Origin of the sequence: Bradyrhizobium sp. LA6.1, from assembly GCF_040547805.1 — a bacterium.
GTDB classification, from domain to species: domain Bacteria; phylum Pseudomonadota; class Alphaproteobacteria; order Rhizobiales; family Xanthobacteraceae; genus Bradyrhizobium; species Bradyrhizobium barranii.
This window is the reverse complement of sequence record NZ_JBEPQK010000013.1, coordinates 147,059-171,307: the sequence shown is the minus strand read 5'-3', so window position 1 is coordinate 171,307 and position 24,249 is coordinate 147,059. Positions and strand designations below refer to the sequence as shown.

Here is a 24,249-nt window from a genome sequence, read left to right as displayed (position 1 = left end):
ACGGACGCGACAAGGATGGTGGGCACGCTACACTTTGCCCACCCTACGGCACCGCTACGGAGAAAGCTCCCTCAACGCCGCTTCCACGACCTTGCGGGCGTCGGCGGTCAGCGCGGCCTGCGGCAGGACGGGATCGCCGACGTCGTAGCCCTGGATCGCCAAGCCCGCCTTGATGCAGGCGGCGAGGTTGAAGCGGGCGAAAGCCTCGTTGATCCGCCACAGTCTGCGCTGGAGCGCCATGGCCTCGTCCCAGCGGCCGGCCTTGCAGAGGTCGTAGAGCGCGACGCTCTGGCGCGGGATGATGCAGGCCGGTCCCGCCATCCAGCCGAGCCCGCCGATCAGCATCACCGCCGCCGGGATATGGGCGGAAGCCGAGAACACGCGCAAGGCATCGCCGCGGCGGTTCATGATCGAGAGCAGCCGGCCGGTATTGGTCGAGGCGTCCTTGATGTAGCCGATGCGCGGATGTTCAGCGAGGCGCGCGATGATGTCGAGCGTGAGGTCGGAGCGCTGGAATTGCGGATTGGTGTAGATGACGACCGGGATGTCGACGGCATCCGCGATGGCGCGGAAGTACGATTCGACCTGGGCATCGGCGAGCGGAAAGTACGCTTCCAGGATCGCCAGAATGCCGGTTGCGCCGAGCCTCTCGTAGGCCTTCGCCTGCGCCACTGCGTCCGCCGTCGAGGTGGAGGCGACGCCGGCCACGACCGGCACACGGCCCTTCGCCGCCTCGATGGTGGCCCGCACGATCGCGGTGCGTTGCGCGGCATTGAGATAGGCAAATTCGCCAGTCGAACCCAGCGGCGTCAACCCGTGCACGCCTGCGCCAATCAAATCGTCGCAGAGCTTGCCGAGGACTTCGGTGCGCACCGTGCCATCGGCATCGACGGGCGAAACGAGATAGGGAAAGACGCCGTGAAAATCGGGCATGTCAGGCTGAACCCCGCAAAACTGGCTAGCGCCTGACCGGTCATAGCAATGCCCGCGCCAGCGATCAAACCCTGATCAGGCGCACCCGCGTGCCCCAGGGATCGACGGCCTCCAGACCGTTGGCGAGCGCTGTGACCTGCGCACCGCCCTTGCGCAGGCGTTCTTCCTGCGCGGCGAGAATGTCCTGCTTCGCCATCACCAGCGAGAACCAGGCAAGCCCCGTGGTCTGATCGTCGCGTTGGCCGGCCCCCTGGCTCTGCCAGACGTTCATGCCGAGGTGATGGTGATAGCGGCCCGACGACAGGAACGCGGCGCCGCCACGGCGGCGGGTCGGATCGAGGCCGACCGTGCCGTGATAGAACCGTTCGGCCTCGGCGAGATCGCCGACACGCAGATGCATGTGGCCGACGCGCAGACCGTCCGGCGCCTTGGCGTAGTCTGCCACGCGCGTGTTGGTCAGCGACAAGAGGTCAGGGATGTTGAGCTCGTCGCTCGCCATCTTCACGCTGCCCTCGCTCCACTGCCATTGCGAGGGATCGCGGTCGGCATAGACCTCGATGCCGTTGCCTTCGGGGTCGTCGAGATAGACGGATTCACTGACGAGATGATCGGCAAAGCCCGACAGCTTCACGCGATGCGAGGCGGCGTGCACCAGCCAGCGCGCGAGATCTTTGCGCGACGGCATCAGGAAGGCGGTGTGGTAGAGGCCCGCGGCGTTGCGCGGCTCGATCGCGGCCTCGGGACGGGCTTCCAGCACGAGCAGCGTGATGCCGGCCGTGCCGAGCGTCGCGGCGGTCGCGGAGCGCTCCATCACGGTGAGCCCGATCACGTCGCGATAGTAGTCCGCGACCTTGTCGAGGTTCTTGACCCGGAGCGTCACCATGCCCACCCGCATCGGCGTGCGGCTGGCATAGGTCGGCCCGCCGCCTTGCGGCATGCCCTCGGCCCGAGCGGCGGCGGCGGCCGCCATCGCGAGCGAGGTCGCACCGGCGAGTTGAAGCAGGGTGCGGCGGGTGAGGTCGACGGTCATCGGTCGGGGCTCGCTGGAAACGCTGGAGGTCGTACAGTGCAATTCCTGGATTGCTACACGTTCCCGTGAAGGCGTCCCAATCACATGTTCGTCGGCCGCGGCCCTGCGGAGGCCGGTCCGCCCCGTCTGTCCTGGCCACCCGGCCAGTTTCGCAATCGCCCGCGACATCCCAGATTGAGGATAATCTACAGGAGCCTTCCATGACCGACCCCACTCCTCTGTCGTCCCTTTCGTCCGCGCTCGCGGATGTCGTGGCGCGCACCGCGCCGTCCGTCGTCGCCGTGCATTCGCATCGCTCCCGCGCCACCGGCTTCGTCTGGAAACCCGGCTTGATCGTCACTGCCGACGAAGCGCTGGCCGACGAGGGCGATATCCAGATCAGCCTCCCCGACGGCAGCAATGCTGCCGCCACAATCGTCGGCCGCGACCATACGACCGACATCGCGCTGTTGCGCACCGATGCCAGTCTTGCGCCGGTCAAGCTGGCCGCGACCGTTCCGCCCCTCGGCACGCTGTCGGTCGTCGTCGCCACCGATCGCGATGCGCCGAGCGCGGCGCTCGGCATGGTATCACTGTCCGGCAAGAGCTGGCGCTCCTTGCGCGGCGGCGACATCGATGCGCGTATCGAGCTCGACGTGCGCCTGCGCTTCGCGCAGCAAGGCGGGCTCGCACTCGACGCAACAGGCGACGCCTTCGGCATGGCCGTGCTCGGGCCGCGGCGGGTCCTGGTGATCCCGACGGCGACAATCGAGCGGGTCGCGGCACAGCTCGAGGCGCGCGGTCGCATCGCCCGCGGATATCTCGGCCTCGGGCTCCAGCCGGTGCGGCTCGACGATGGCATCGGTGCGATGGTGATGAATGTCGACAAGGCCGGTCCTTCGGCTGCGGCCGGCATCCGCCAGGGCGACGTCATCGTGGCGGTCAACGGCCAGAAGCTCTCCGGCGTGCGTGCGCTGTCGCGGACGCTGGGACCTGCGAGCGTCGGCACGGTGGTCGATGTCGCGGTGCGCCGCGGCGGCGAGCCAGTCAGCTTCAAGGTCACGATCGGCGAGAGGCCGGAGGCGTGAGCGAGGACAACGCGCCCGAGATCGTGCTCGCCCTGGAGATCGACGATCCCGCCCTCGCCGATCGCCTGGCGGTCTTGCTCGGCAACATCGCCGGGCTTCGGCTCGCCGCGCCCGGCGAGGCCGCCACGGCGACGGTCATGGCCCGCGATCCGCGCAGCATGCCGGACGACATCGCGCTGACGCAGCGCGAGCTCGATGTCCTGGCGCTGATGGCGGAAGGCGCGTCCAACAAGCTGATCGCGCGCCAGCTCGGCATTTCCGTGCACACGGTCAAATTCCACGTCGGTTCGCTGCTCGATAAGCTGGATGCCACCGGCCGCACCGACGCGGTCGCGCATGCGGCACGCCGCGGCGTGATCGAGCTATGACGCCGTCAGCTCCTATCGCGCTGGTGTCGCCGGGAAGCTGAGCCGGACCGTGAGGCCCGGCGCATTGTCGTGCAGTGCAATCTCGGCGCCATGGAGACCGGCAACGGCCGCGACCAGGCTCAAGCCCAGACCGTTGCCCGGCGTGTAACGACTCTGTTCGAGCCGGTAGAAGCGCTTGAACACGTGATCGCGCTCTTCGGTGGGAATGCCCGGACCATCGTCGGCGATCGCGATCACCGCTCCGCCGCCGGCACTGCGACAGGTCACGGTGACCTGCCCGCCCGCGCGGCCGTGCTTGATCGCGTTGTCGACGAGATTGGCGATGGCGTCGAACAGCAGGTCGCGGTCCCCCGTAATCGCAACCTCGCGGTCGCCGTCAAGGCTGAGGCGGGTCGCGACCTGCTCGGCCGCGGCGTCGTAGAGCTCGACGACCTCGCCGGCAATCTCGGTGAGGCTCAGCGTGCGAAACGCGCTCCGGCGGGCGCGGGTCTCGATCTCCGAGATCCGGGTGATGGAAGCGAACATGCCGAGCACGGCGTCGAGATCGGCGATGGTATCGCCAATCAGCGTCGCATCGGCCTCGCCATTTCGCGGGGTGTGATAGGCCTTTTCCAGCCGGCCGCGCATGCGTGTCAGCGGCGTGCGCAAATCGTGGGCGACGTTGTCGCTGACCTGCTTGACCTCACCCATCAGCGTCTCGATGCGGTCGAGCATCTGGTTGAGGTTTTCGGCGACGCGGTCCCACTCGTCGTGACTGCCGCGCAAGGGAATGCGCCGGTCGAGCCCCGACAGCATGATGGCGCGGCTGGTCGCATTGATCTCCTCGATCCGTCCGACCGTGCGCCGCGTCACCAGCACGGCCGCGACCCCGGCCAGCACGGCCAGCAGCACGGCGACGGCGACCATCGCGAGCTCGATCATCGCGGTGAAGCCGCTGTGATCGCCGGCGTCGCCGACCCGGCCCTGCACATAGGCAATCGTGCCGAAATAGACATAGGCCATGATCGCCGCGACGATCAGCCCGAACGTCGCGATCGCGATCAGCGCCAGACGGAAGGTCGAGGAGCGGAGCGTCTTAGCCAGGAGCACGGATGCAATATCCGATGCCGCGGATGGTATGGATCAGCGGATAGGCCTGGGCATCGTCGACCTTGCGGCGGACGCGCCCGACATAGACGTCAATGATGTTGGTGGAGGGATCGAAATGCAGGTCCCAGACATGCTGGAGCAGCATCGCCCGGGAGACGACGCGGCCTTCGTTGCGGACGAGATATTCGAGCAGCTGAAACTCGCGCGGCAGCAGCGGAATTTTCCGGCCGCGCCGGCTGGCGTTGCGCGCGATCAGGTCGATGGCGAGATCGCCGACCCGCAGGATGGTTTCCTTGGCGACGGTCTCGCTGCGCCGGCCGAGCGCCTCGAGGCGCGCCAGCAGCTCGACGAAGGAGAACGGCTTGACGAGATAGTCATCGCCCCCGGCGCGCAAACCGCGCACGCGGTCGTCAACCTCGCCGAGCGCGGAGATGATCAGGAAGGGTGCGGCGATGCCGTCGTCGCGCAACTGGCGCATCACGGCGATGCCGTCGATGTCGGGCAGCATGCGGTCGATGGTGATCACGGCATAGTCGCGGGCGACGCCGTGGCTCAGGGCTTCACGACCCGTCGCGGCAAGATCGACGTCGTAGCCCGAGGTGGTGAGTTCCTCGACGAGCTGGCCTGCGGTTTCCGGATCGTCCTCGACGACCAGGATGCGGCGGTGACCTCCGGTCATGCAAAACTCCGCGCGACGATCGCCACCAGACTATCCCGTTCCGGGGCTGAGCGGAACCGCCCGGTGGCGATCGCGACAATGGTGCGGTACCGCGATGCGACTACCAATAGTCTCCGCACACATTGACCCATTGCCATCCATAGGGCGTCAAGCTCCTGCGCCAGCAACCATCGTCGTAATAGTTGGCATAGTTGGCATAGAAGAACGGCGCGCCGACGAAAGCGAACCGGTTGAAGCGGTGACGGTGGAAGAAGGCATGGCGGCCAATGAACGGCCTGCCGTGCCAGCCCGGGCCAGCAAACCGCGGGCCGAAAGCGGCGCGGGTCGCTAATGGTGCACCGGCAAAGCGCGGCCCGATGGCGGCGCGGGCAGCCATTGGCGAGCCGACGAAGCGGGCGCCACCGAAACGAGCACCACCGATGCCGCCAAATCGCATGCCGCCGCCACCCATACCGCCGACGTGCATACCGCCGCCGAAGCCACCCGCATGCATTCCGCCGCCACCGAAGTGTCCACCACCGCCAAAGCCGCCATGTCCGCCACCGCCGAAGCCGCCACCGCCGTGGCCTCCGCCACCGCCACCGCCACCACGGGCAAGCACAGGTGAGGCGAGCGCCATCATTGCGGCGAGCGTCACCGCAGTGACGCCTTTGAGAAGCCTGTTGTCCATCGAAGCATCCTCCGTGCTGCGCGGCGATCTTTCTGCCGCGCGAGGAGGATCAGATGAGAGGAAGGGACAGGCACCTTCAACTTACAAACGCGCCAGATTCTGACGCAGGTGTTAGGGACGAACGCTCTTTCGCTCCCTCGCCCCGTTCTGACGGGGAGAGGGTGGGGTGAGAGGCTGCGTCCCGCCAATGCGATCTAAAAAGTGATCGCAACGCTTGTCCCGTGCACCGTCAAGTTACGAGCCGGAGGGACCTTTGATCTGGTCAGCCGCATGCCTTGCCCCTCAGCCGGATCGCTGGCACGATCCGGCCTCTCCCCGCAAAGAGCGGGGAGAGGTTAAAATATCACGCCCGCTTGCCGCCGTTCTTCTCGGCTGCGCGGCGCATGGCCTCCGCGAGGGCACCGCCGCCGGAGGATTCCTGGTTGCGCGGGGCCGACGACGTCATGCGCGCGGGGTTTCGCGAGCTGTTGTCCCGCTGCATGCCGGGCGCATCCTTCTTGGCGCCGACCTCGTCGTCGAGGCGCAATGTCAGCGAGATGCGCTTGCGGGCGACTTCGAAGTCCAGCACTTTCACCTTGACGATGTCGCCGGGCTTCACCACCTCGCGCGGATCCTTGATGTAGTTCCTGGACATCGCCGAGATGTGAACCAGGCCGTCCTGGTGCACGCCGATATCGACGAAGGCGCCGAAGGCGGCAACGTTGGTCACGGTCCCCTCGAGGATCATGCCCTTCTGGAGATGCTTGATCTCCTCGACGCCCTCCTTGAACACCGCGGCCTTGAACGCCGGACGCGGGTCGCGGCCGGGCTTTTCCAATTCGCGCAGAATATCCGTGACGGTCGGCAGACCGAAAGTCTCGTCGACGAAATCCTTCGGCTTCAATGTGCGGACGATCTCGCTGCTGCCGATCAGCGCCTTGATGTCACTCTTGGTGGCGCTGAGAATCCGGCGCACCACGGGATAGGCTTCCGGATGCACGCCGGACGCATCGAGCGGGTCCTCGCCGCCGAGGATGCGCAGGAAGCCGGCACACTGCTCGAACGCCTTCGGCCCGAGCCGCGGCACGTCCTTGAGCGCCTTGCGCGACTTGAACGGGCCGTTGGCGTCGCGATGCGCCACGATGCTCGAGGCAAGGCCGGAGCCGACGCCCGACACGCGGGCAAGCAGCGGCGCCGAGGCGGTGTTGACGTCGACGCCGACCGCATTCACGCAGTCCTCGACCACGGCATCGAGCGACTTGGCGAGCTTGGCCTGGCCGAGGTCGTGCTGGTACTGGCCGACGCCGATCGCCTTGGGCTCGATCTTGACGAGCTCGGCGAGCGGATCTTGGAGCCGCCGTGCGATCGAGACCGCGCCGCGCAGGGTGACGTCGAGACCCGGCAACTCCTCCGAGGCGAAGGCCGAGGCCGAATAGACCGACGCGCCGGCTTCCGACACCACGATCTTGGTCATCTTCAGCTCGGCCAGGCCCTTGACGAGATCGCCTGCGAGCTTGTCGGTTTCGCGCGAGGCGGTGCCGTTGCCGATCGCGATCAGCTCGACACGATGCTTCAGCGCAAGCTTGCCGAGGATCGCAAGCGCCTCGTTCCACTGCCGCTGCGGCTCGTGCGGATAGATCACGGCAGTATCGACCACCTTGCCGGTCGCGTCGGTGACGGCGACCTTGACGCCGGTGCGGTAGCCGGGATCGAGCCCCATGGTGACGCGGGTGCCGGCGGGTGCCGCGAGCAGCAGGTCGCGCAAATTGGAAGCGAACACGCGTACGGCCTCGGTCTCGGCGGCGTTCCACAGCCGCATGCGCAGGTCGATGTTGAGATGCACCTGGATCTTGGTGCGCCAGGCCCAGCGCACAGTGTCGATCAGCCAGCGGTCGCCGGCGCGCTTGAGGTCGGCGATGCCGAACCGCTTCATGATCTTCAATTCATAAGCGCTCGGCACGCCCGGCGGCGACGCTTCGGCTTCGGCCTGGATCTGGAGATCGAGGATCTCTTCCTTCTCGCCGCGGAACATCGCGAGGATGCGGTGCGACGGGAGCTTCGTCAGCGGCTCGGAGAACTCGAAATAGTCGGCGAACTTCTCACCCTCGGTCTTCTTGCCGTCGCGCACCTTGGAGGCCATGCGCGCGTTGGTCCACACCTCCTCGCGCAAAGCACCGATCAGGTCGGCGTCCTCGTCGAAGCGCTCGACCAGGATGGCGCGGGCGCCATCGAGCGCGGCGGCGGCATCGGCGACGCCCTTCTCGGCGTTGATGAAGGTTTCGGCCACGACCTTCGGATCGTTGCCCGGCTCCGCCATCAGCTGATTGGCGAGCGGCTCGAGCCCGGCTTCCTTGGCGATCTCGGCCTTGGTGCGGCGCTTCGGCTTGAACGGCAGATAGATGTCTTCGAGGCGCGCCTTGCTGTCGGCGGCGAGAATGGAGGCTTCCAGCGCGGCATCGAGCTTGCCCTGCTCGCGGACCGATTCGAGGATCGCCTTGCGGCGGTCTTCGAGCTCGCGCAAATAGCCCAGGCGCTCCTCCAGGGTGCGCAATTGCGCGTCGTCGAGCGCACCGGTTGCTTCCTTGCGGTAGCGGGCGATGAAGGGAACCGTGGCGCCGCCGTCGAGCAACGTCACCGTCGCCTCGACCTGCTCCGCCCGTACCCCAAGCTCCTGCGCAATTTTCTGGTTGATATTTGCCACGCGAGAATCCCTCTATCCAAGCACGCGACGCGGGGGCGAACCACCGGCAGCGGGACGCCGCTTATGGACCAACCGAGGTTGATTCATCAAGGTGCGGCGCGCAACCGTCGACAGAGGATTTTTTTGTTGAACCGGATGCGATCTCGCCACATTCGTGGGTGCCTGCGCCCCGCTTGTGCCTTGACATGCGCGTCCGTTCCACGGCTGGTTGACCCGCCGGACCACCGAACTCCACACGAGGACTGCAATGCGGACAGCATCGGTCGGCGTCTTCAGGGTCGCCACCACCGGCCCCGGCGACGTCTCCGGCCTCATGGCCATGATCGGCTCCGGCGCGATCGACCCGACAACGATTTTGGCCATCCTCGGCAAGACCGAAGGCAATGGCGGCGTCAACGATTTTACGCGGGAGTATGCCGTTGCTGCGTTGTGCACCGCGCTGGCGCCAGAACTCGGCCTTTCGGCAGAGGCGGTCGAGCAGCGCATCGCCTTCGTGATGTCGGGTGGCACCGAAGGCGTGCTCAGCCCGCATATCACGGTGTTCACGCGGCGCCAGGCTGAGCGCCCGGCAGGCATGTCCGGCAAGCGCTTGAGCATCGGCATGGCGCACACGCGGGACTTCCTCCCCGAAGAGATCGGCCGCTCCGCACAGATCATGGAAACGGCCAAGGCGGTGACTGCCGCGATGGCGGATGCCGGCATCACCGATCCCGCCGACGTCCATTTCGTGCAGATCAAATGCCCGCTGCTCACCAGCGACCGCGTCGAAGCAGCAAACGCGCGCGGCAGCAAGACGGCCACGACCAGCGCCTACAGCTCGATGGCCTATTCGCGCGGCGCCTCCGCGCTTGGGGTCGCGGTCGCGCTCGGCGAGATCGCTTCCGATGTTCGCGACGACGATGTGCTACGGCGCTACGATCTGTTCTCGTCGGTTGCGTCCACCTCGTCTGGGATCGAGCTGATGCACAACGTCATCATCGTGCTCGGCAACTCGGCGTCTTCAGCTAGCGAGTTCGAGATCGGCCACGCCGTGATGAACGATGCGATCGATGCTCCGGCGGTGGTGTCGGCGTTGAAATGTGTTGGCCTTGGTGTTGGGCTTGGCGTCGCGCCGCTAGCCACCGAGGACCGCGAGCTCGTCAATATCTTCGCCAAGGCCGAGGCCTCGCCTGATGGCAGCGTGCGCGGCTTCCGCCACACCATGCTGGAGGATACCGACATCAGCTCGACGCGCCACGCCCGCGCAGCCGTCGGCGGCCTGATCGCCGGCCTCGCCGGCACCGGCGCGGTCTATGTCTCCGGCGGTGCCGAGCATCAGGGGCCGGCCGGCGGCGGCCCGGTTGCGGTGATCGCGCGGCTGTCTTATTGACGCGGCGACCTCTCCGCCCGGCGCAACCCTGCCCTTCGCGCCGGCTCAGTTGATTCACGCGGGACCTTGCGAAAAAGGTGACGCCGCTACCCACGGGGATTTGGACTTCATGACTTTGCCGATGAGCTGGAACGAATGGGCGCAGCACGATGGCGTCGGACTGGCGGCCCGCGTCCGCAAGGGCGAGCTGACGGCGAAGGAGCTGGCGCGCCAGGCCGCGGCGGGCGTGGCCAAGGTCAATCCGGCACTGTCGGGCGTGGTCGAGCTGTTCGAGGACGTGATCGCCGATCCGGCCAAGGACGGCGCCAATCTCGCCGGCCCGTTCGCCGGCTTGCCCTTCCTGATGAAGGACCTCGGACCGACCATGAAGGGACGGCTCCAGGAAATGGGCTCGCTGCTGATGCGCGGCAATCGCGCCGCGGCCGACACGTTCCTCACCGGTAAATTCCGCCAGGCAGGCCTCAACCTGATCGGACGAACCACGACGCCGGAATTCGGCGTGTGCAGCTCGGCCGACAATCCCGCCGTCTACGTGACGCGCAATCCCTGGAATACCGACTACACCACCTGCGGCTCGTCGGCGGGCAGCGCGGCGATGGTCGCGGCCGGCGTCGTCCCGATCGCGCATGCGACCGACGGTGGCGGCTCGATCCGCATTCCCGCCGGCGTCAACGGCAATATCGGGCTGAAAGTGTCGCGCGGCGTGTTCTCGCTGGCCCCGCACATGTCCGACCTCACCGGTCTCGTCTCGATCCAGGGCTGTCAATCGCGCTCGGTGCGCGACACCGCCGCCTTCGTCGATCACGCGCGCGGGCCTGCACCCGGCGAGTTCATGCCGTTCTGGACCACGGCGCAGCCCTATTCCGAGATGATCAAGCGCGACCCGTCAAAGCTTCGCATCGCGCTGTCGCACACCTGGGGCGACTACACTGCGACGCCGGAGATCGCCGCCGAGCTGGAGAAAACCGGTCGCTTCCTCGAAGGCCTCGGCCATCACGTCGAATACGCGCTGCCCGAGCTCGACTTCCGCGCCGCGTTCGCGGCGCAGACCACCTGCTACATCAGCAATTTTGCCGTGGTGATCTCCAACATGCTCGCCGCGCGCGGGCTGGAAAAGCCGCCGGAAGATCTCATCGAGCCCATGAACATCAGGATCTGGGAAGCCGGTCGGCACGCGAGCTTCGCCGAGCGGGCGAAGATGCAAGGCGTGTTCAACACGACCTCGCGCGGCTTCGGCGCGTTCTTCGAGCAGTGGGACGTGATCCTGACGCCGATCACCGCGTTGCCGACGCCGAAGGTCGGCACCAGGGAATATCTCACCATCTCCGAAAATCCTGACGTCCTCGACTGGTTCGGCAATCTCTGGCGCTTCTTCGCCTTCACGCCGCTCGCCAATCTCTGCGGCATGCCGGCGATCTCGATGCCGATGGCAGAGCAAGACCACGGCCTCCCCCTCGGCATCCAGGCCATCGCCAAGCAGGCCAATGACGGCCTGCTGCTGCAGCTCGCCGCCCAGATCGAGCGCGCGCTCGACGGCAAGTGGAACGGCGGCAAGAAGCCGAAGGTGCATGTGGGCTGAGAGATTGCGATCGCATTCAAAAGCGATCGCCCGCGATCTCAGTTCTTCACCGTCGGGATCACCTCCGCCGGCTGCTGCTGCCCTTGCCTGTACATCGCCAGCGCCTTGTCGAGCGCCTCGCGCAGCGCCAGCGCTGCGGCCACGCTGCAACGCAAGTGCGCGGTCTGGACCACGTCGACCCTGACGGCGGCACCGACCGGCATCAGCAGGTTCGCGGCGAGCTCGATCTGGATCGCGCCGTTGTGGTGTCCGAAGCAGGATGCGCCGTCGAAATAGATGATCGGTGCCCGTTCCGAGCTGGAGCTCGAAATGGTCACGGGCCCCTGATTGGTGGCGGGTGTTTCGGGGTCGGCCATGGGCACTCCTTGGGGCTAGTCGACGGACGAAGCGCCCACCATCGTTGCTTCGGCACACCATGTCGAGGCCAAACCGGCCCGGACAGACCTGCCTGCAGACCTGCCTAATGAGCCCCTTTCGGGGTTTTGCGCGGCGACCGACACTGGTCTAGAACGTCGTCATGTCCACTTCACCCACCACGCTGCCGTTCGAGGAACTCGCCGAGGCGATCAAGGGCCGCCGTTCCGACTACGGCCATATCAGCGGGCTCCAGCTCGACCGCTTCGCGCCCGCCGAGGCCTGGTCCAGCCTGCCCTATCGTCCGGTCTTCGTCGGCGACACCGAGACCGGCGTGCTGCATGGCGGCGTCGTCACCGCGATGCTGGACGAGAGCTGCGGCATGGCGGTGCAACTTGCACTCGACGGCACGCGCGCGATCGCAACCCTGGATCTGCGCATCGATTATCAGAAGCCGGCGACGCCGGGCCTCGACATCAAGGCGCATTCGGTCTGCTACCGCACCACGCGCTCGATCGCCTTCGTGCGCTCCACCGCCTATCAGGACTCCGAGGACGATCCGGTCGCAACCGCGACCGCCTGCTTCATGATCGGCGCCAATCGCACCAACATGCTCGCGGACCGCAGGATGGACTCGCGCAGCATCCCGACGCTGGAGGCGCCCGACGACCCGGACGGCCCGTTCGCCAACAGCCCGTTCGCGCGCTGCCTCGGCATTCGCGTCAATAACGATGGCACGCTGACGATGCCGTTCTCGCCGCAGATCATCGGCAACCCGATCCTGCCCGCGATCCATGGTGGCATGACCGGTGCCTTCCTCGAGACCTCCGCGATCCTCGGCGTGAGGCGCGAGCTCGGCATCGCGGCGCTGCCCAAGCCGATCGGACTCACCGTCAACTATCTGCGTTCCGGACGTGCCCTCGATACCGTCGCCAATGTCTCGATCGTGAAACAGGGCCGGCGTATCGTCGCCTTCGAGGCGCGGGCCTGGCAGGACGATGCGAACAAGCCGATCGCCACCGCTTTCGGCCATTTCATGCTGCGGCCAACGCCCGGAAGTGACGAGGAATAGGCGTATTTTCCCTTGACGACCGGAGTTCCGGCCACAACGATAGCGCGGTTCCTGCGAGAGGTATTGGATTGCGGCATCCGCTCGACATCATCGCCATGTTCGCCGCGCTCTGGCTGCTGGCGTCGATGGTGCTCGACGCGCTGACGCCAAAGGAGCTGACCGCGGTGATGATCGGCATCGCGATCGGGCCCGCCATCGTCATCACCGCCGTGTTCTATTATTTGCGCTGCCCGCGCACCGATTTCGCGGTGATGTTCGCAGCGCTCTGGCTGATCTCCGATATCGCCATTGCGTTCATCTCGCCGACGCAGCTGCCGTATTTCCTGATCGCACTCGGCTTCGTGCCGGCCCTGCTGATCGGCATCGTGCTGCACTGGCAGCGCTTCCAGCACCGCCACGAGCGGCTGCCCGCGCCTTCGGTCAAGCGGGGCTAGCGCGGCAACAGGTTGGTCTTCGCGAGATCGAGCACCTCGTCGCCACGACCGTTCATCACCGCGCGCAGCACCCAGAGGCTAAAACCCTTGATCTGCTCGGGCGTGATGGTCGGCGGCATCGACAGCTCCTGCTTCGCCGTGACGACGTCGAGCAGCGCGGGTCCGTCATGGGCCAGCATCTCCTTCACGGCCCCCGGAAGCTCGCCGGGGTCCTCGACGCGTTTGGCGAAAATGCCCATCGCGCGCGCCATCGCCGCGAAATCGGGATTCTCGAGATCGACATTGGTGTCGACGAACCCGGCCGCCTTCATCTCCAGCGCAACGAAGCCGAGCACGCCGTTGTTGAAGACCACGACCTTCACCGGCAGCTTCATCTGGGTCAGCGTGATGAGGTCACCCATCAGCATGGTGAAGCCGCCGTCGCCGGAGAGCGAGATGATCTGGCGGCCGGGCTGCGAGGCCTGCGCGCCGATCGCCTGCGGCATGGCGTTGGCCATCGAGCCGTGCACGAACGAGCCGATCAGCCGGCGGCGGCCATTCATGTCGAGATAGCGCGCGGCCCACACCGTGGGCGTGCCGACATCGGCGGTGAAGACGGCGTCATCAGAGGCATGGTCGCTGATGACTTTTGCCAGATATTGCGGATGGATCGGCTTGCTGCCCGGTGTCCCCTTCGCAAGCGAGTCGAGCCCTTCGCGCGCTTTCTTGTAGTGTGCGATGGCGTCGTCGAGATGCCTCCGCTGCGTCTTGGTCTTGAGCAGCGGCAGCAGTGCCTCGATGGTCAGCTTGACGTCGCCGACGAGGCCGAGATCGATCTTGCACCGCCGTCCCAGATTTTCAGGGCGGATGTCGATCTGCGCGACCTGCGCATCGGTGGGGAAGAACTGCTTGTAAGGGAAATCGGTGCCGAGCATCACCAGCGCGTCGCAGGCGTGCATGGCGGCGTAGCCAGAGGAGAAGCCGATGAAGCCGGTCATGCCGACGTCGTAGGGGTTATCGTACTCGACATGCTCCTTGCCGCCGAGTGCATGCACGATCGGGCTCTTCAGCGCTTCTGCCAGCTGCATCAGCGGCGCGTGCGCACCCGCACAGCCGCGGCCGCAGAACAGGGTGATGCGTTCGGCGCTGTTCAGGAGGTCCGCGAGCGCCTTCAGCTCGTCGACCTGCGGCACAACCTTCGGCGCCGACAGCGCGAGCCCGCGCGTCGACGACAGCGCGCGCTTGGGCGGGCTGCGGAACGCGACGTCGCCGGGCATGGCGATCACGGCGACGCCGCGCAGGCCTACGGCCGCGCGGATGGCGTTCTCGATCACGTAAGGCAGCTGGCTCGCATCCGACACCAGCTCGCAATAATGGCTGCACTCCCTGAACAGGTTTTGCGGATGGGTTTCCTGGAAATAGCCGCCGCCGATTTCCGCCGAAGGGATCTGCGCCGCGATCGCAAGCACGGGGACGCGACTGCGATGCGCATCGAACAGGCCGTTGATCAGGTGCAGATTGCCCGGGCCGCAGGAGCCTGCGCACACTGCAAGGCTTCCGGTCATCTCGGCTTCGCCGGCAGCCGCGAAGGCCGCCACCTCCTCGTGGCGGACATGAATCCATTCGATGGTGCCGCGGCGGCGCAGCGCCTCGGTGAAAGCGTTCAGACTGTCGCCGACGATGCCGTAGATGCGCTTGACGCCGGCCTGTTCGAGTGTTGCCACGAACAGATCGGCCACGTTGTTGATCGCCATGTCAGTCTCCTGATCTCGCTGGTGCAGCAAGATAGGATAAAGCGCGGCTATGACGAGATCACGGCTTGTTTATTGCTGCGTCAGTCTTTCGCAATCGCCCGATCGTAGGCCGCGATTGTCACCTTTGCGCGAGCGGCGACATCGGCGGCCGTCATGCCGGGCTTGTAGAGGCTGGAGCCGAGCCCGAAAGCGGTCACGCCGCCCTTCATGTACTCGGCAAAATTCTGGTCGGAGACGCCGCCGACGGCGGCAATCATCACACCCGCCGGCAGCACGGCGCGGATTGCGGCAATACCGGACGCGCCGAGCACGCTGGCCGGAAAGAATTTCAGGCCAGATGCGCCGGAGCGCGCCGCGAGCAGCGCCTCGGTCGGCGAGAACACGCCCGGCAACGTCACCATGGCGTACTGATGTGCACGCGTGAGCACCTGCGTATCCACATTCGGCGAGACCATCAACTTGCCGCCGACGTCATTGAGACGATCGACATCTGCGGCGACCAGCACCGTGCCGGCGCCGATCAGGACTCCGGCCGGCGCGAGCTTCGCGGCAGTCGCGATCGAGCGGAACGGCTCCGGCGAATTCAGGGGGATCTCGATCGCGGTCATGCCGGCCTCGATCAGCACGCCGACGATCGCCTCGGTCTCCTCGGGCTTCACACCACGCAGGATCGCGACCAGCGGACGCTGCATCGGCGGAAACGGAACGCTCATCTCAAGATTCCTCTCATTTCGTCCAGATCGCGGCAGCCGCCATCGACAGGCCGCGGCGAACGGCTTCATCGGCATCGATCGGCTGCACGGTGACCGACAGCGCATCGAAGGCCAGCCGGTACAGCATTGCGAGCCGCCCGGAGGCAATCAGCGTGATGCCCGCTTTCGGCACAGTGCCGGAGAGCCCTGCCGCCAGCTCCGCACCGATCAACGTGCCCGACAGCGTCTCGCGCGCGGCGGCCGGCGTGCCGCCGAACAGGAGCTGCCGGGACCGCGCTGTGAACAGAAGGTTGGCCGCGAAGGCCGGCGCTTCATACGCGGCTTTCACGGCCGCCTTGAAGCTCGCGACATCCTCGGCGTCATCGGCACCGGCGACCGCGAGCGACAAGATCGTCTCGCGCGAGACCACGCTGAAGAGCTCGCCGGTCATGAAGGTGGAGAAATGCGCGACCGTGCCGTCCTTCACGCGCACCCATTTCGAATGCGTGCCGGGCATGCAGACCAGCGCTTCGCCTGCGGCCTCGAGACCGAGTGCGCCAAGCAGCTGCGTCTCCTCGCCGCGCATCACGTCCGGCGCCCTGGTATCGCGCTGCGCGATGCCGGGCAGGATGCGAATATCGTGCGTCTCGCCGGGCACAAGCGCGGCCTGCTTCAGCACGGCAGAGAGCGGCGCAGGCGTGTCAACGTAGCCGGCCTCGACCCAGCCGGTCTTGGCGCCGGCCATGCCGCAGACAAGCACCGGCAGCTGGGCTGGGGCCTCGACTGCCTTGAGATGCGACTGCAGCACGCCGGCAAAGCCGGCCTTGGCCGCGGCCAGCATGCCCTCATCGCTGCGACGTTCAGCCAGCACCTTGCCGGCACGGTCGATCAGCCAGAGGCGGAAGCTACTGGTGCCCCAGTCCACCGCGACATAGGCGGGTTCGCTCATCTCAACGGGTATCCTTGGTCTCACCGGCAAGACGCCGTCTCGCGACAATGAGACGGACGCTCGCAAATCAGCCCCGGGATATCGGCTATTGCCGCCTCAAACCAGCGATTTTTCGCGGGTCTGAGGCGCTCGCCGCGCTGGCACACGGCTTGCGATGCGGTGGCACACCGCTTGCTAAAGCTGTCCTGTTCACGTCCAGGAACGCGCAACAAGACGCGTCAACATCAGATGAGGAAACCCATGGAGATCGGCTATTTCACGATGCCTTCGCATCCGCCGGAGTGCGGCCTGAAGGAAGGAAACGACTGGGACCTGCAAGTCATGCGCTGGCTCGATGAGCTCGGCTATCAGGAGGCCTGGGTCGGCGAGCACCACACCGCGCCCTGGGAACCCAATCCCACGCCGGACCTCCTGATCGCGCAGGCGCTGATGCAGACCAAGAATATCCGCATCGGGCCGGGCGGCTTCCTGCTGCCCTATCACCATCCGGCCGAGCTCGCCAACCGCGTCGCAATGCTCGACCATCTCTCCGAGGGTCGGCTCAATTTCGGCGTCGCAGCTTCGGGCCTGCCGAGCGACTGGGCGATGTTCAACGTCGACGGCATGAGCGGACAGAACCGCGACATGACCCGCGAGGCGCTGGAGATCATCCTGAAGCTGTGGTCCGATCCCGCGCCCTTCACCTACAAGGGCAAGTTCTGGACGGTGACCAAGCCGGACACGATGTTCGACTTCCTCAAGCCCCACATCAAGCCGCTCCAGGCCCCGCATCCGCCGATCGGCGTTGCCGGGCTCTCGAAGAACTCGGACACGCTGAAGCTCGCCGGCGAGCGCGGCTTCATTCCGATGAGCCTCAACCTCAATCCGGCCTATGTCGGCAGCCATTGGGATTCGGTCGAGATCGGCGCCGCCAAGACCGGCCGCAAGCCGAACCGCGCGGATTGGCGCCTCGTACGTGAGGTGTTCGTCGCCGACACCGACGAGGAGGCCTGGAAGCTCTCGACCGGCGACATGATGGGCCGGATGATGGGCGAGTACTTCCTGCCGCTGCTCGGCCATTTCGGCTTCAAGGACTATTTGAAGCACGCGCCCGACGTGCCCGATAGCGACGTCACCGTCGAATATTGCGCCAAGCGGAACTGGATCGTCGGCTCGCCCGCAACCGTCGCCGAGAAGATCGAGAAGATCTACGACGAGGTCGGCGGCTTTGGCGTGCTGCTGGTGTTCGGCTTCGACTACAAGCACAAGCCGGAGCCCTGGCGCCATTCGCTCTCGCTGCTCAGCAAAGAGGTGATGCCGCGCCTGAAGCATCTCGGCTCCGCAAAGAAGGCCGCTTGACGCGCGGCGGGTGCGGCGCAATCGTGTCGCACCCGCCCCCGTTTCGGAGATTTCGGCGTGAGCGTCGACGCGAAGGATTTCAAACTGGCAATGCGCCAATGTGCCGGCGCGGTTGCGCTGGTCACGGTTGGCGCCGAGCACGGCAAGCGCACCGGGCTGACGGTGACATCAGCCTGCTCGCTATCGGACAATCCGCCGTCCCTGATCGTCTGCGTCAACCGCAACGCCAGCGCACATGCGCGCATCCGCGAGGAAGGCGCCTTCGCGATCAACTTCTTGCACGAGGACCACGCCGTGCTCGCGCTCACCTTCAGCGGCCAGAAGGGCGTCAACGGCGACGACCGATTTGCGTTCGGGCAGTGGACGCGCGGGGTGACCGGCGCACCGGTGCTGACCGATGCGGTCGCCGCGTTCGACTGCGTGCTGGCGCAGGAATTCGAAACCAAGACGCATTCGATCTTCGTCGGCGAGGTGCGTGGCGTCACGCATTCCGACGAGGCCGCGCCGCTGGTGTATCTGCGTAGCAGCTTCCACGTCCCTCACGAAATCCGCGGCACCGTTTCAGTCGGCGACCTCGATTCGCGGCATCTGAGCTGGAGCGATTTTTCGTAAGAGCGCGCCCTAGTCTCGGTGCCCCTTCCTTCTCCCCTTGTGGGAGAAGGTGGCGCGAAGCGCCGGATGAGGGGTATCTTTCCGCGCACGCAAATGGCGAGGTGAATCCGCGGAGGCAGACCCCTCACCCGTCTCGCCGCTACGCGGCGATCCACCCTCTCCCACAAGGGGATAGGGGAAGAGAGTTCGCCGCATGCGACTGAACGCTACTGCGCCGTCTCGATCTTCAACTGCTTGATCTTCCGATACAGCGTGGCACGACTGAGCTTCAGTGCACGCGCCGCCTCGGTGACGCGGCCGCCATGCTTGCGTAGCGCCTCGACGATCGTCGCGCGCTCGGCCGCTGCGAGATCGGGCGCTGCCATCCTCCCACCGAACGGAGGCAGATCGAGATCGGCATCCATGATGACGCCGTCCTCCGCCGTGCAGCCGGCAAGCCGCAGCACGTGGCGGAGCTGGCGCATGTTGCCGGGATAGGGATAGGCCGAGAGCAACGCCCAGGCCTCGTCCGACAGGCGGCAATCCGGCGCCTCCTCGCGCGCGATCTGGCGGATGATATCGTCTCTGTCGGCGCGCTCGCGCAACGCCGGCAGTCGCACCTCCATGCCGCGCAGGCGGAAGTAGAGATCGGCGCGGAAGGCGCCCTCCTCCGCCATGCGGCTGAGATCGCGATGAGTCGCGCTGATCAGGCGGATGTCGACCGGCACCGGCTTGAGCGCGCCGAGCGGCCAGACCTCGCGGTTTTCGAGCACGCGCAAGAGGCGCGTCTGCAGCGCGATCGGCATGTCGCCGATCTCGTCGAGAAACAGCGTGCCGCCGTCGGCCTGCACGATGAGCCCCTTCGAGCCGTCGCGGCGCGCGCCGGTGAAGGCGCCGGCCTCATAGCCGAACAGCTCGGCGTCGATCAGGCTCTCCGGCATCGCCGCGCAGTTCAGCGCGACATAATGGTTGCGGGCGCGGTTGCTCGCCGCGTGAATGGCGCGCGCGAACACGTCCTTGCCGACGCCGGTCTCGCCATGCAGCAGCACCGGCAGATTGTGGTCGCCGATGCTCCGCAGCCGTTTGACGCTTTTGATCAGGCCGGGATCGCGACCTGCGAGCCGATGCAGCGAATCGAAACGATCGACGGCAACGTCACGACGCTGAGTGGACGGCCTCGCCCGCAGCGGCGGCGCGACATGTCCCTGCCCGAGCGCGCTGCCGTCGGCGCGGCGCAGTTCGACGACCTCGTCCGCACCACGCGCCGCGTGATGATCGAACTTGATATAGCGCGACAGATCGATGCCCGATGCGATCAAGCCGTCTGTGAGGCCCAGCAGCGCGCGCGCCGAACGGCAGGCGCCGACGATGCGGCGATCGTCGTCATAGGCAAGCAGGCCGCTGCCGCCGTCGCCCGGCACGGTGGCGATCCAGGCGTTGCGGAAATGGCCGCGGAAGATCGCGCCCTCCATCCGCCGCGTCGCCTCCATCGTCACCGCGAGCGCGAGCTGATGCGCGGCGCGTTCGAGATCCTCGCGGCACGAGGTGATGTTCACGGCACCGGCGAGCCGGCCGGCCTGATCGAACAACGGCGCCACGGCGCAGGAGAACATGTGCCACTGCGCGCGGAAATGCTCGTCGCGATGCACCAGGATGGGCTTCTCTTCGGCAAGCGCGGTGCCGAGCCCGTTGGTGCCCTCGAAGGTCTCGGCGAAATTCGAGCCGGTGTAGATCTTCCAGTCCAAGAACATCTTTGCGTCGGCTTCCCCCGGCAGGCGGCTGAACAGCATGGTCGCGTTCGTATCAGCCAGATTGACGCAGTAGCCGGCCTCGCGCAGCACCCGGGCGAGATCGTCGAGCTCGGGCATCGCGAGCCGGATCGTCTCCTCCATCGGTTCGGCGACGTGCCGGATCTCGGCCTCGGTCAGCGTCTGCGGCGGGCCCTGGCGCGCGGGATCGAGCTTGTGGCTGATTACGCAGCGCCGCCAGGAATTGGCGATCCGCGACGAGGCATCGACGTCGGCCACGTGGTTGGCGACGGACAAGACACGGGCGACATGGTTCGAGGCCGAAAGGCTGGCCATCGCGGACGTCTCCACCCTGCATTATTGTGCAAAGTCTGGCAGCACAGGCGGGGATGTCAATCGGGAACCGGGACGCAGCTATTGCTGCACTGCGCTCACCACGTATCGATGCAGGGTCGCTTCTTCTTCGTCCTCGCGGGCGGCCTCGGCACCGAGCGCACGCCCGCCATGATCCAGCGCCGCGTCTCGGCGGGGTCGATGACGTTGTCGATCTCGAACACCGAGGCGATCGAGACCGCCTTGCCGTTGGCATAGAGCTCGGCGACCTTGTTCCGATAATAGGTCTCGCGCTCCTCGGGGTCGGCGATCGCCTCCATCTCCTTGCGGAAGCCGAGGCGGACATACCCCTCCAGGCCCATGCCGCCGAATTCGCCGGTCGGCCAGGCCGCGGTGAAGAAGGAGGCGTGGAAGCCGCCGCCGATCATCGACTGCGCGCCGAGACCATAGCCCTTGCGCAGCACGATGCCGAACAGCGGTACGGTAAGGCTCGCACCTGTCACGAACATGCGCGAGACGTGGCGCACGATCGCGGTCTTCTCGGCCTCCGGGCCGACCATGAAGCCGGGCGTATCGCAGAGCGAGACGATCGGCAGATCGAAGGCATCGCAGAGCTGGAGGAAGCGCGCGGCCTTGTCGCCGGCGTCGGCATCGATCGCGCCGCCGAGATGGCGTGGATTGTTGGCGATCAGACCGAACGGCTTGCCCTCGATGCGGATCAGCGCGGTGATCATGCCGACGCCGTAGTCGCGGCGCAGCTCCAACACGGAATCCTTGTCGGCGACGAGATCGATCACGCTGCGGATGTCATAGACGCGCAGGCGGTTCTCCGGGATCGCACGACGAAGCAGGCGCTGGTCGGCCGCTTGCCACTCCGTCACCGCGCCCTGGAAATAGGACAGGTATTTTTGCGCCACCCGCGTCGCCTCCTCCTCGTCCTCGACGAGGATGTCGATCACGCCGTTCGGTGACTGGAAGGAGACCGGGCCGACCTCGGCCGGGTGATAGACGCCGAGACCGCCGCCTTCGATCATCGCCGGACCGCCCATGCCGATCGAGGCGTTCCTGGTGGCAATGATGACGTCGCAGCAGCCGAGCATCGCGGCGTTGCCGGCGAAGCAATAGCCGGAGACCACGCCGATAACCGGCACGAGGCCGGAGAGCCTTGCGAACTGGACGAAGGACGGGCCGTCGAGGCCGGTCATACCGAGCCGGTCGGTGTCGCCGGGCCGGCCGCCGCCGCCTTCGGCATAGAACACCAGCGGCACGCGCCAGTCTTCCGCAAGCGTCAGCATGCGGTCGATCTTCTTGTGGTTCATGTGGCCCTGTGTGCCCGCGAGCACGGTGTAGTCATAGGCCACGACGATGCAGCGGCCGCCCTCGGCGCCGAACTTGTCGGCATTCACCGTCGCAACACCCATCACGAGGCCGTCGGCCGGTGTGCTCTTGATGAGATCGTCGAGCTTACGGCGGCGCCGCTGCGCTGCAATCGCAAGGCTGCCATATTCCATGAACGAGCCGTCGTCGACGAGCTGCGCGACGTTCTCGCGCGCGGTGCGCTGGTTGGTGTTGCGGCGGCGCTCGACCGAGGCCGGTCGGTTGGCATCGAGCGTATTGGCCTGGCGCGCGATCATCTCGGCAAGATCAGGGCGGATGTGGTCGAGATCGACATCGGCTTCCGCTGCCGACGCATCGGCCGCGACGTCGAGCGGCTCCAGATACATGATCGGTTCGCCATGCATCAGGGTAACGCCATCGGCGGCCACGAGCTTCATGACGCGGCCGCCCTGCTCGGCCATGACCAGATGCTCCATCTTCATGGATTCGATCACGGCGAGCTGCTGGCCCGGGCGCACGATCTCGCCTTCCTTCACCTGGATGGTGACGATGGTTCCCTGCAAGGGCGCTGCGACCATCACCGCGCCTTCGGGCACGATCTGCACGACGTGCGTCTCGGCGCCATGGCCGCTTCGCTCGGTCGCGGCAAAATAGAGCGGCTTTGCCGCGCCATCGGCCGCCTCGACCAGCTTTGCGATGTTGCGATCGATGAAATCGGTCGCAATGCGGTTGGTCCTGAAATCGGGATGTGCGAGCACGGCCTGGAGGAAGGCGATGTTAGTGACGACACCGTCGATCCTGAACTCGCGCAAGGCGCGCGAGGCTTTTGCCACGACGTCGTGCCAGGCTTCGCCCGGCGTGTGCACGATGACCTTGGCCAGCAGGGAGTCGAACGCCGCGCTGGTTTTATAGCTGGCATAACCAAAACTATCGACGCGGACGCCGGGCCCCGACGGCGGCTCGAACACGGCGAGCACGCCGCCGGTCGGATGCGTCGCCCCCAGCTCGTCCAGCGTCTCCATGTTGACGCGGAGCTGCATGGCGTAGCCGCGCGGCTTTGGGATGGAGCCCTGTGCCAAACCAAGGGAGGCCAATGTTGCGCCGGCGGCGACCGCAAGCTGGGCCCGGACGAGGTCGAGACCGAGCACTTCCTCCGTCACGGTGTGCTCGACCTGAAGCCGCGGATTGGCCTCGATGAACGCAAAGCTGTCCTCGGCCGTGCCGTCGACCAGGAACTCGAAGGTGCCGAGATTGTCGTAAGCCGCCGCGGTCGCGAGCTGCCTCGCAGCCTCGATGATGCGGCCGCGCAAGGCGTCGCTGAGCGACGGGCTCGGCGCCACCTCGATCAGCTTCTGGTGCCTGCGCTGGATGGTGCATTCGCGCTCCCAGAGATGGGAGATCGCGCCATGGCGATCGCCGATGATCTGCACCTCGATGTGGCGGGCCTGGCGGATCAGGCGCTCGGCATAGACGCCGTCGAAGCCGAACGCCGCCTTGGCCTCGGATTGGCAGCGCGCATAAGCTGCCGCGAGATCGGCGGCATTCTCCACGACACGCATGCCGCGGCCGCCGCCACCGGCCATCGCCTTGATCACGATCGCCGCGCCCTTGCCGAGGGATTCGAAGAATGCCGTGATCTCCTCCAGCGACGAAGGCCCGCTGGTGCCGGCGATGATCGGCACGCCGCAACGCTTCGCCAGTTGCCGCGCCGCGACCTTGTCGCCGAACAGTTCAAGCGCGGCCGGCTTCGGCCCGACGAAGGCGATGCCCGCATCCGCGCAAGCCTTGGCGAACGCGGCGTTCTCGCTGAGGAAGCCATAACCGGGATGCACCGCGTCGCAGCCGGCGCTCTTCGCCGCCTTCACCACCGCTTCGATATCGAGATAGGCCCGTGCGCCGCGGCCGGGGATTTCGACCGCCTCGTCGGCAACACGCGCGTGCAGCGACAGCGCGTCATCGGCCGGATGGATCGCGACCGTCGCGATGCCGGCATCGGCCGCCGCGCGCGCGATGCGGATGGCGATCTCGCCACGGTTGGCGATCAGGAGTTTCTTGAACGACATGCGGCGTCTCCATGCCCGCGGGCCGAGGCGCGGGTCGGCAGGTTCGATGATCCTGCTTCTTCACTTTAACCGCAGCCGTCAAGGGCGGGAAAGCCGGTCGCGGTGACCGGTCCCGCGGGCCGGAATATCAATTGCCCGCG

The 24,249-nt window shown here is 66.4% G+C and carries 20 protein-coding genes; 8 read left to right on the top strand and 12 right to left on the bottom strand.

From position 1 onward, the window contains the following. Window positions 1-54 precede the first annotated feature (54 nt). Complete coding sequence (locus ABIB99_RS28545; protein WP_354178597.1) at window positions 55-933, bottom strand: dihydrodipicolinate synthase family protein; 879 nt, start codon at window positions 931-933, stop codon at window positions 55-57. A 64-nt stretch (window positions 934-997) separates the two neighbouring features. Further along, the gene (locus ABIB99_RS28540) at window positions 998-1,963 is read right to left on the bottom strand and encodes a VOC family protein (protein ID WP_063985453.1); all 966 of its coding nucleotides are present in this window, start codon (window positions 1,961-1,963) and stop codon (window positions 998-1,000) included. Window positions 1,964-2,163: 200 nt separating this feature from the next. On the opposite strand from ABIB99_RS28540, the gene ABIB99_RS28535 reads away from it, so the two are divergent. Together ABIB99_RS28535 and ABIB99_RS28530 are read left to right on the top strand one after the other, a co-directional pair. Further along, window positions 2,164-3,030 (top strand): S1C family serine protease, encoded by an 867-nt coding sequence (locus ABIB99_RS28535; RefSeq protein ID WP_063985454.1) that lies wholly within the window; start codon window positions 2,164-2,166, stop codon window positions 3,028-3,030. After that, window positions 3,027-3,398 (top strand): response regulator transcription factor, encoded by a 372-nt coding sequence (locus ABIB99_RS28530; RefSeq protein ID WP_063985455.1) that lies wholly within the window; start codon window positions 3,027-3,029, stop codon window positions 3,396-3,398. The genes ABIB99_RS28535 and ABIB99_RS28530 overlap by 4 nt, the downstream gene beginning before the upstream one ends. A 12-nt stretch (window positions 3,399-3,410) precedes the next feature. On the opposite strand, the gene ABIB99_RS28525 is transcribed toward ABIB99_RS28530, so the two are convergent. From ABIB99_RS28525 to ABIB99_RS28510, 4 genes are all read right to left on the bottom strand, one after another. Continuing rightward, a complete protein-coding gene (locus tag ABIB99_RS28525) occupies window positions 3,411-4,487 on the bottom strand; it encodes a sensor histidine kinase (RefSeq protein ID WP_354178594.1) in 1,077 nt (358 codons plus the stop codon). After that, the gene (locus ABIB99_RS28520; protein ID WP_063985457.1) at window positions 4,474-5,166 is read right to left on the bottom strand and encodes a response regulator transcription factor; all 693 of its coding nucleotides are present in this window, start codon (window positions 5,164-5,166) and stop codon (window positions 4,474-4,476) included. Before ABIB99_RS28520 ends, ABIB99_RS28525 begins: the two co-directional genes overlap by 14 nt. A gap of 100 nt (window positions 5,167-5,266) precedes the next feature. Beyond that, window positions 5,267-5,836 (bottom strand): hypothetical protein, encoded by a 570-nt coding sequence (locus tag ABIB99_RS28515; RefSeq protein ID WP_354178592.1) that lies wholly within the window; start codon window positions 5,834-5,836, stop codon window positions 5,267-5,269. A 343-nt stretch (window positions 5,837-6,179) separates the two neighbouring features. Continuing rightward, window positions 6,180-8,516 carry a Tex family protein gene (locus ABIB99_RS28510; protein ID WP_354178590.1) on the bottom strand — a complete coding sequence of 779 codons (2,337 nt, stop codon included), beginning with the start codon at window positions 8,514-8,516 and terminating at the stop codon, window positions 6,180-6,182. 247 nt (window positions 8,517-8,763) lie between these two features. Between ABIB99_RS28510 and atzD the strand changes: the two genes are divergently transcribed. Further along, a complete protein-coding gene (gene atzD / locus ABIB99_RS28505) occupies window positions 8,764-9,885 on the top strand; it encodes a cyanuric acid amidohydrolase (RefSeq protein ID WP_354178588.1) in 1,122 nt (373 codons plus the stop codon). 109 nt (window positions 9,886-9,994) lie between these two features. Further along, entirely contained in the window at window positions 9,995-11,464 is a 1,470-nt protein-coding gene (locus tag ABIB99_RS28500; protein WP_354178586.1) for an amidase, read from the top strand. Between the two features lie 38 nt (window positions 11,465-11,502). On the opposite strand, the gene ABIB99_RS28495 is transcribed toward ABIB99_RS28500, so the two are convergent. Continuing rightward, a complete protein-coding gene (locus ABIB99_RS28495; RefSeq protein WP_028151536.1) occupies window positions 11,503-11,820 on the bottom strand; it encodes a hypothetical protein in 318 nt (105 codons plus the stop codon). Between the two features lie 161 nt (window positions 11,821-11,981). On the opposite strand from ABIB99_RS28495, the gene ABIB99_RS28490 reads away from it, so the two are divergent. Beyond that, window positions 11,982-12,890, top strand: a complete 909-nt coding sequence (locus ABIB99_RS28490) for a PaaI family thioesterase (RefSeq protein ID WP_071909644.1) — start codon at window positions 11,982-11,984, stop codon at window positions 12,888-12,890. A 68-nt stretch (window positions 12,891-12,958) separates the two neighbouring features. Next, the gene (locus tag ABIB99_RS28485) at window positions 12,959-13,324 is read left to right on the top strand and encodes a hypothetical protein (protein ID WP_038942774.1); all 366 of its coding nucleotides are present in this window, start codon (window positions 12,959-12,961) and stop codon (window positions 13,322-13,324) included. Here ABIB99_RS28485 and poxB read toward each other — a convergent pair. The 3 genes from poxB to ABIB99_RS28470 all read right to left on the bottom strand — a co-directional run bounded on the left by poxB (window position 13,321) and on the right by ABIB99_RS28470 (window position 16,698). Next, complete coding sequence (gene poxB / locus ABIB99_RS28480; protein ID WP_354178583.1) at window positions 13,321-15,057, bottom strand: ubiquinone-dependent pyruvate dehydrogenase; 1,737 nt, start codon at window positions 15,055-15,057, stop codon at window positions 13,321-13,323. The two genes, ABIB99_RS28485 and poxB, sit on opposite strands and share 4 nt — an antisense overlap. An 80-nt stretch (window positions 15,058-15,137) precedes the next feature. Further along, window positions 15,138-15,770: a 2-dehydro-3-deoxy-6-phosphogalactonate aldolase gene (locus ABIB99_RS28475; protein ID WP_354178581.1), complete on the bottom strand. Its 633-nt coding sequence runs from the start codon at window positions 15,768-15,770 to the stop codon at window positions 15,138-15,140. A gap of 13 nt (window positions 15,771-15,783) precedes the next feature. Next, window positions 15,784-16,698: a 2-dehydro-3-deoxygalactonokinase gene (locus tag ABIB99_RS28470; protein ID WP_354178579.1), complete on the bottom strand. Its 915-nt coding sequence runs from the start codon at window positions 16,696-16,698 to the stop codon at window positions 15,784-15,786. A gap of 240 nt (window positions 16,699-16,938) precedes the next feature. Here ABIB99_RS28470 and ABIB99_RS28465 point away from each other — a divergent pair, with 240 nt between their 5' ends. Both ABIB99_RS28465 and ABIB99_RS28460 read left to right on the top strand, forming a co-directional pair. After that, window positions 16,939-18,036, top strand: a complete 1,098-nt coding sequence (locus ABIB99_RS28465; protein WP_354178736.1) for an LLM class flavin-dependent oxidoreductase — start codon at window positions 16,939-16,941, stop codon at window positions 18,034-18,036. 57 nt (window positions 18,037-18,093) lie between these two features. Further along, window positions 18,094-18,648: a flavin reductase family protein gene (locus tag ABIB99_RS28460; RefSeq protein WP_094183977.1), complete on the top strand. Its 555-nt coding sequence runs from the start codon at window positions 18,094-18,096 to the stop codon at window positions 18,646-18,648. 206 nt (window positions 18,649-18,854) lie between these two features. Here the strand turns inward: ABIB99_RS28460 and ABIB99_RS28455 are convergent, their stop codons facing one another. Together ABIB99_RS28455 and ABIB99_RS28450 are read right to left on the bottom strand one after the other, a co-directional pair. Next, complete coding sequence (locus ABIB99_RS28455) at window positions 18,855-20,711, bottom strand: sigma-54-dependent Fis family transcriptional regulator (protein ID WP_208069487.1); 1,857 nt, start codon at window positions 20,709-20,711, stop codon at window positions 18,855-18,857. Window positions 20,712-20,806: 95 nt separating this feature from the next. Then, entirely contained in the window at window positions 20,807-24,109 is a 3,303-nt protein-coding gene (locus ABIB99_RS28450) for an acetyl-CoA carboxylase family protein (RefSeq protein ID WP_063985466.1), read from the bottom strand. Window positions 24,110-24,249: the final 140 nt, after the last annotated feature.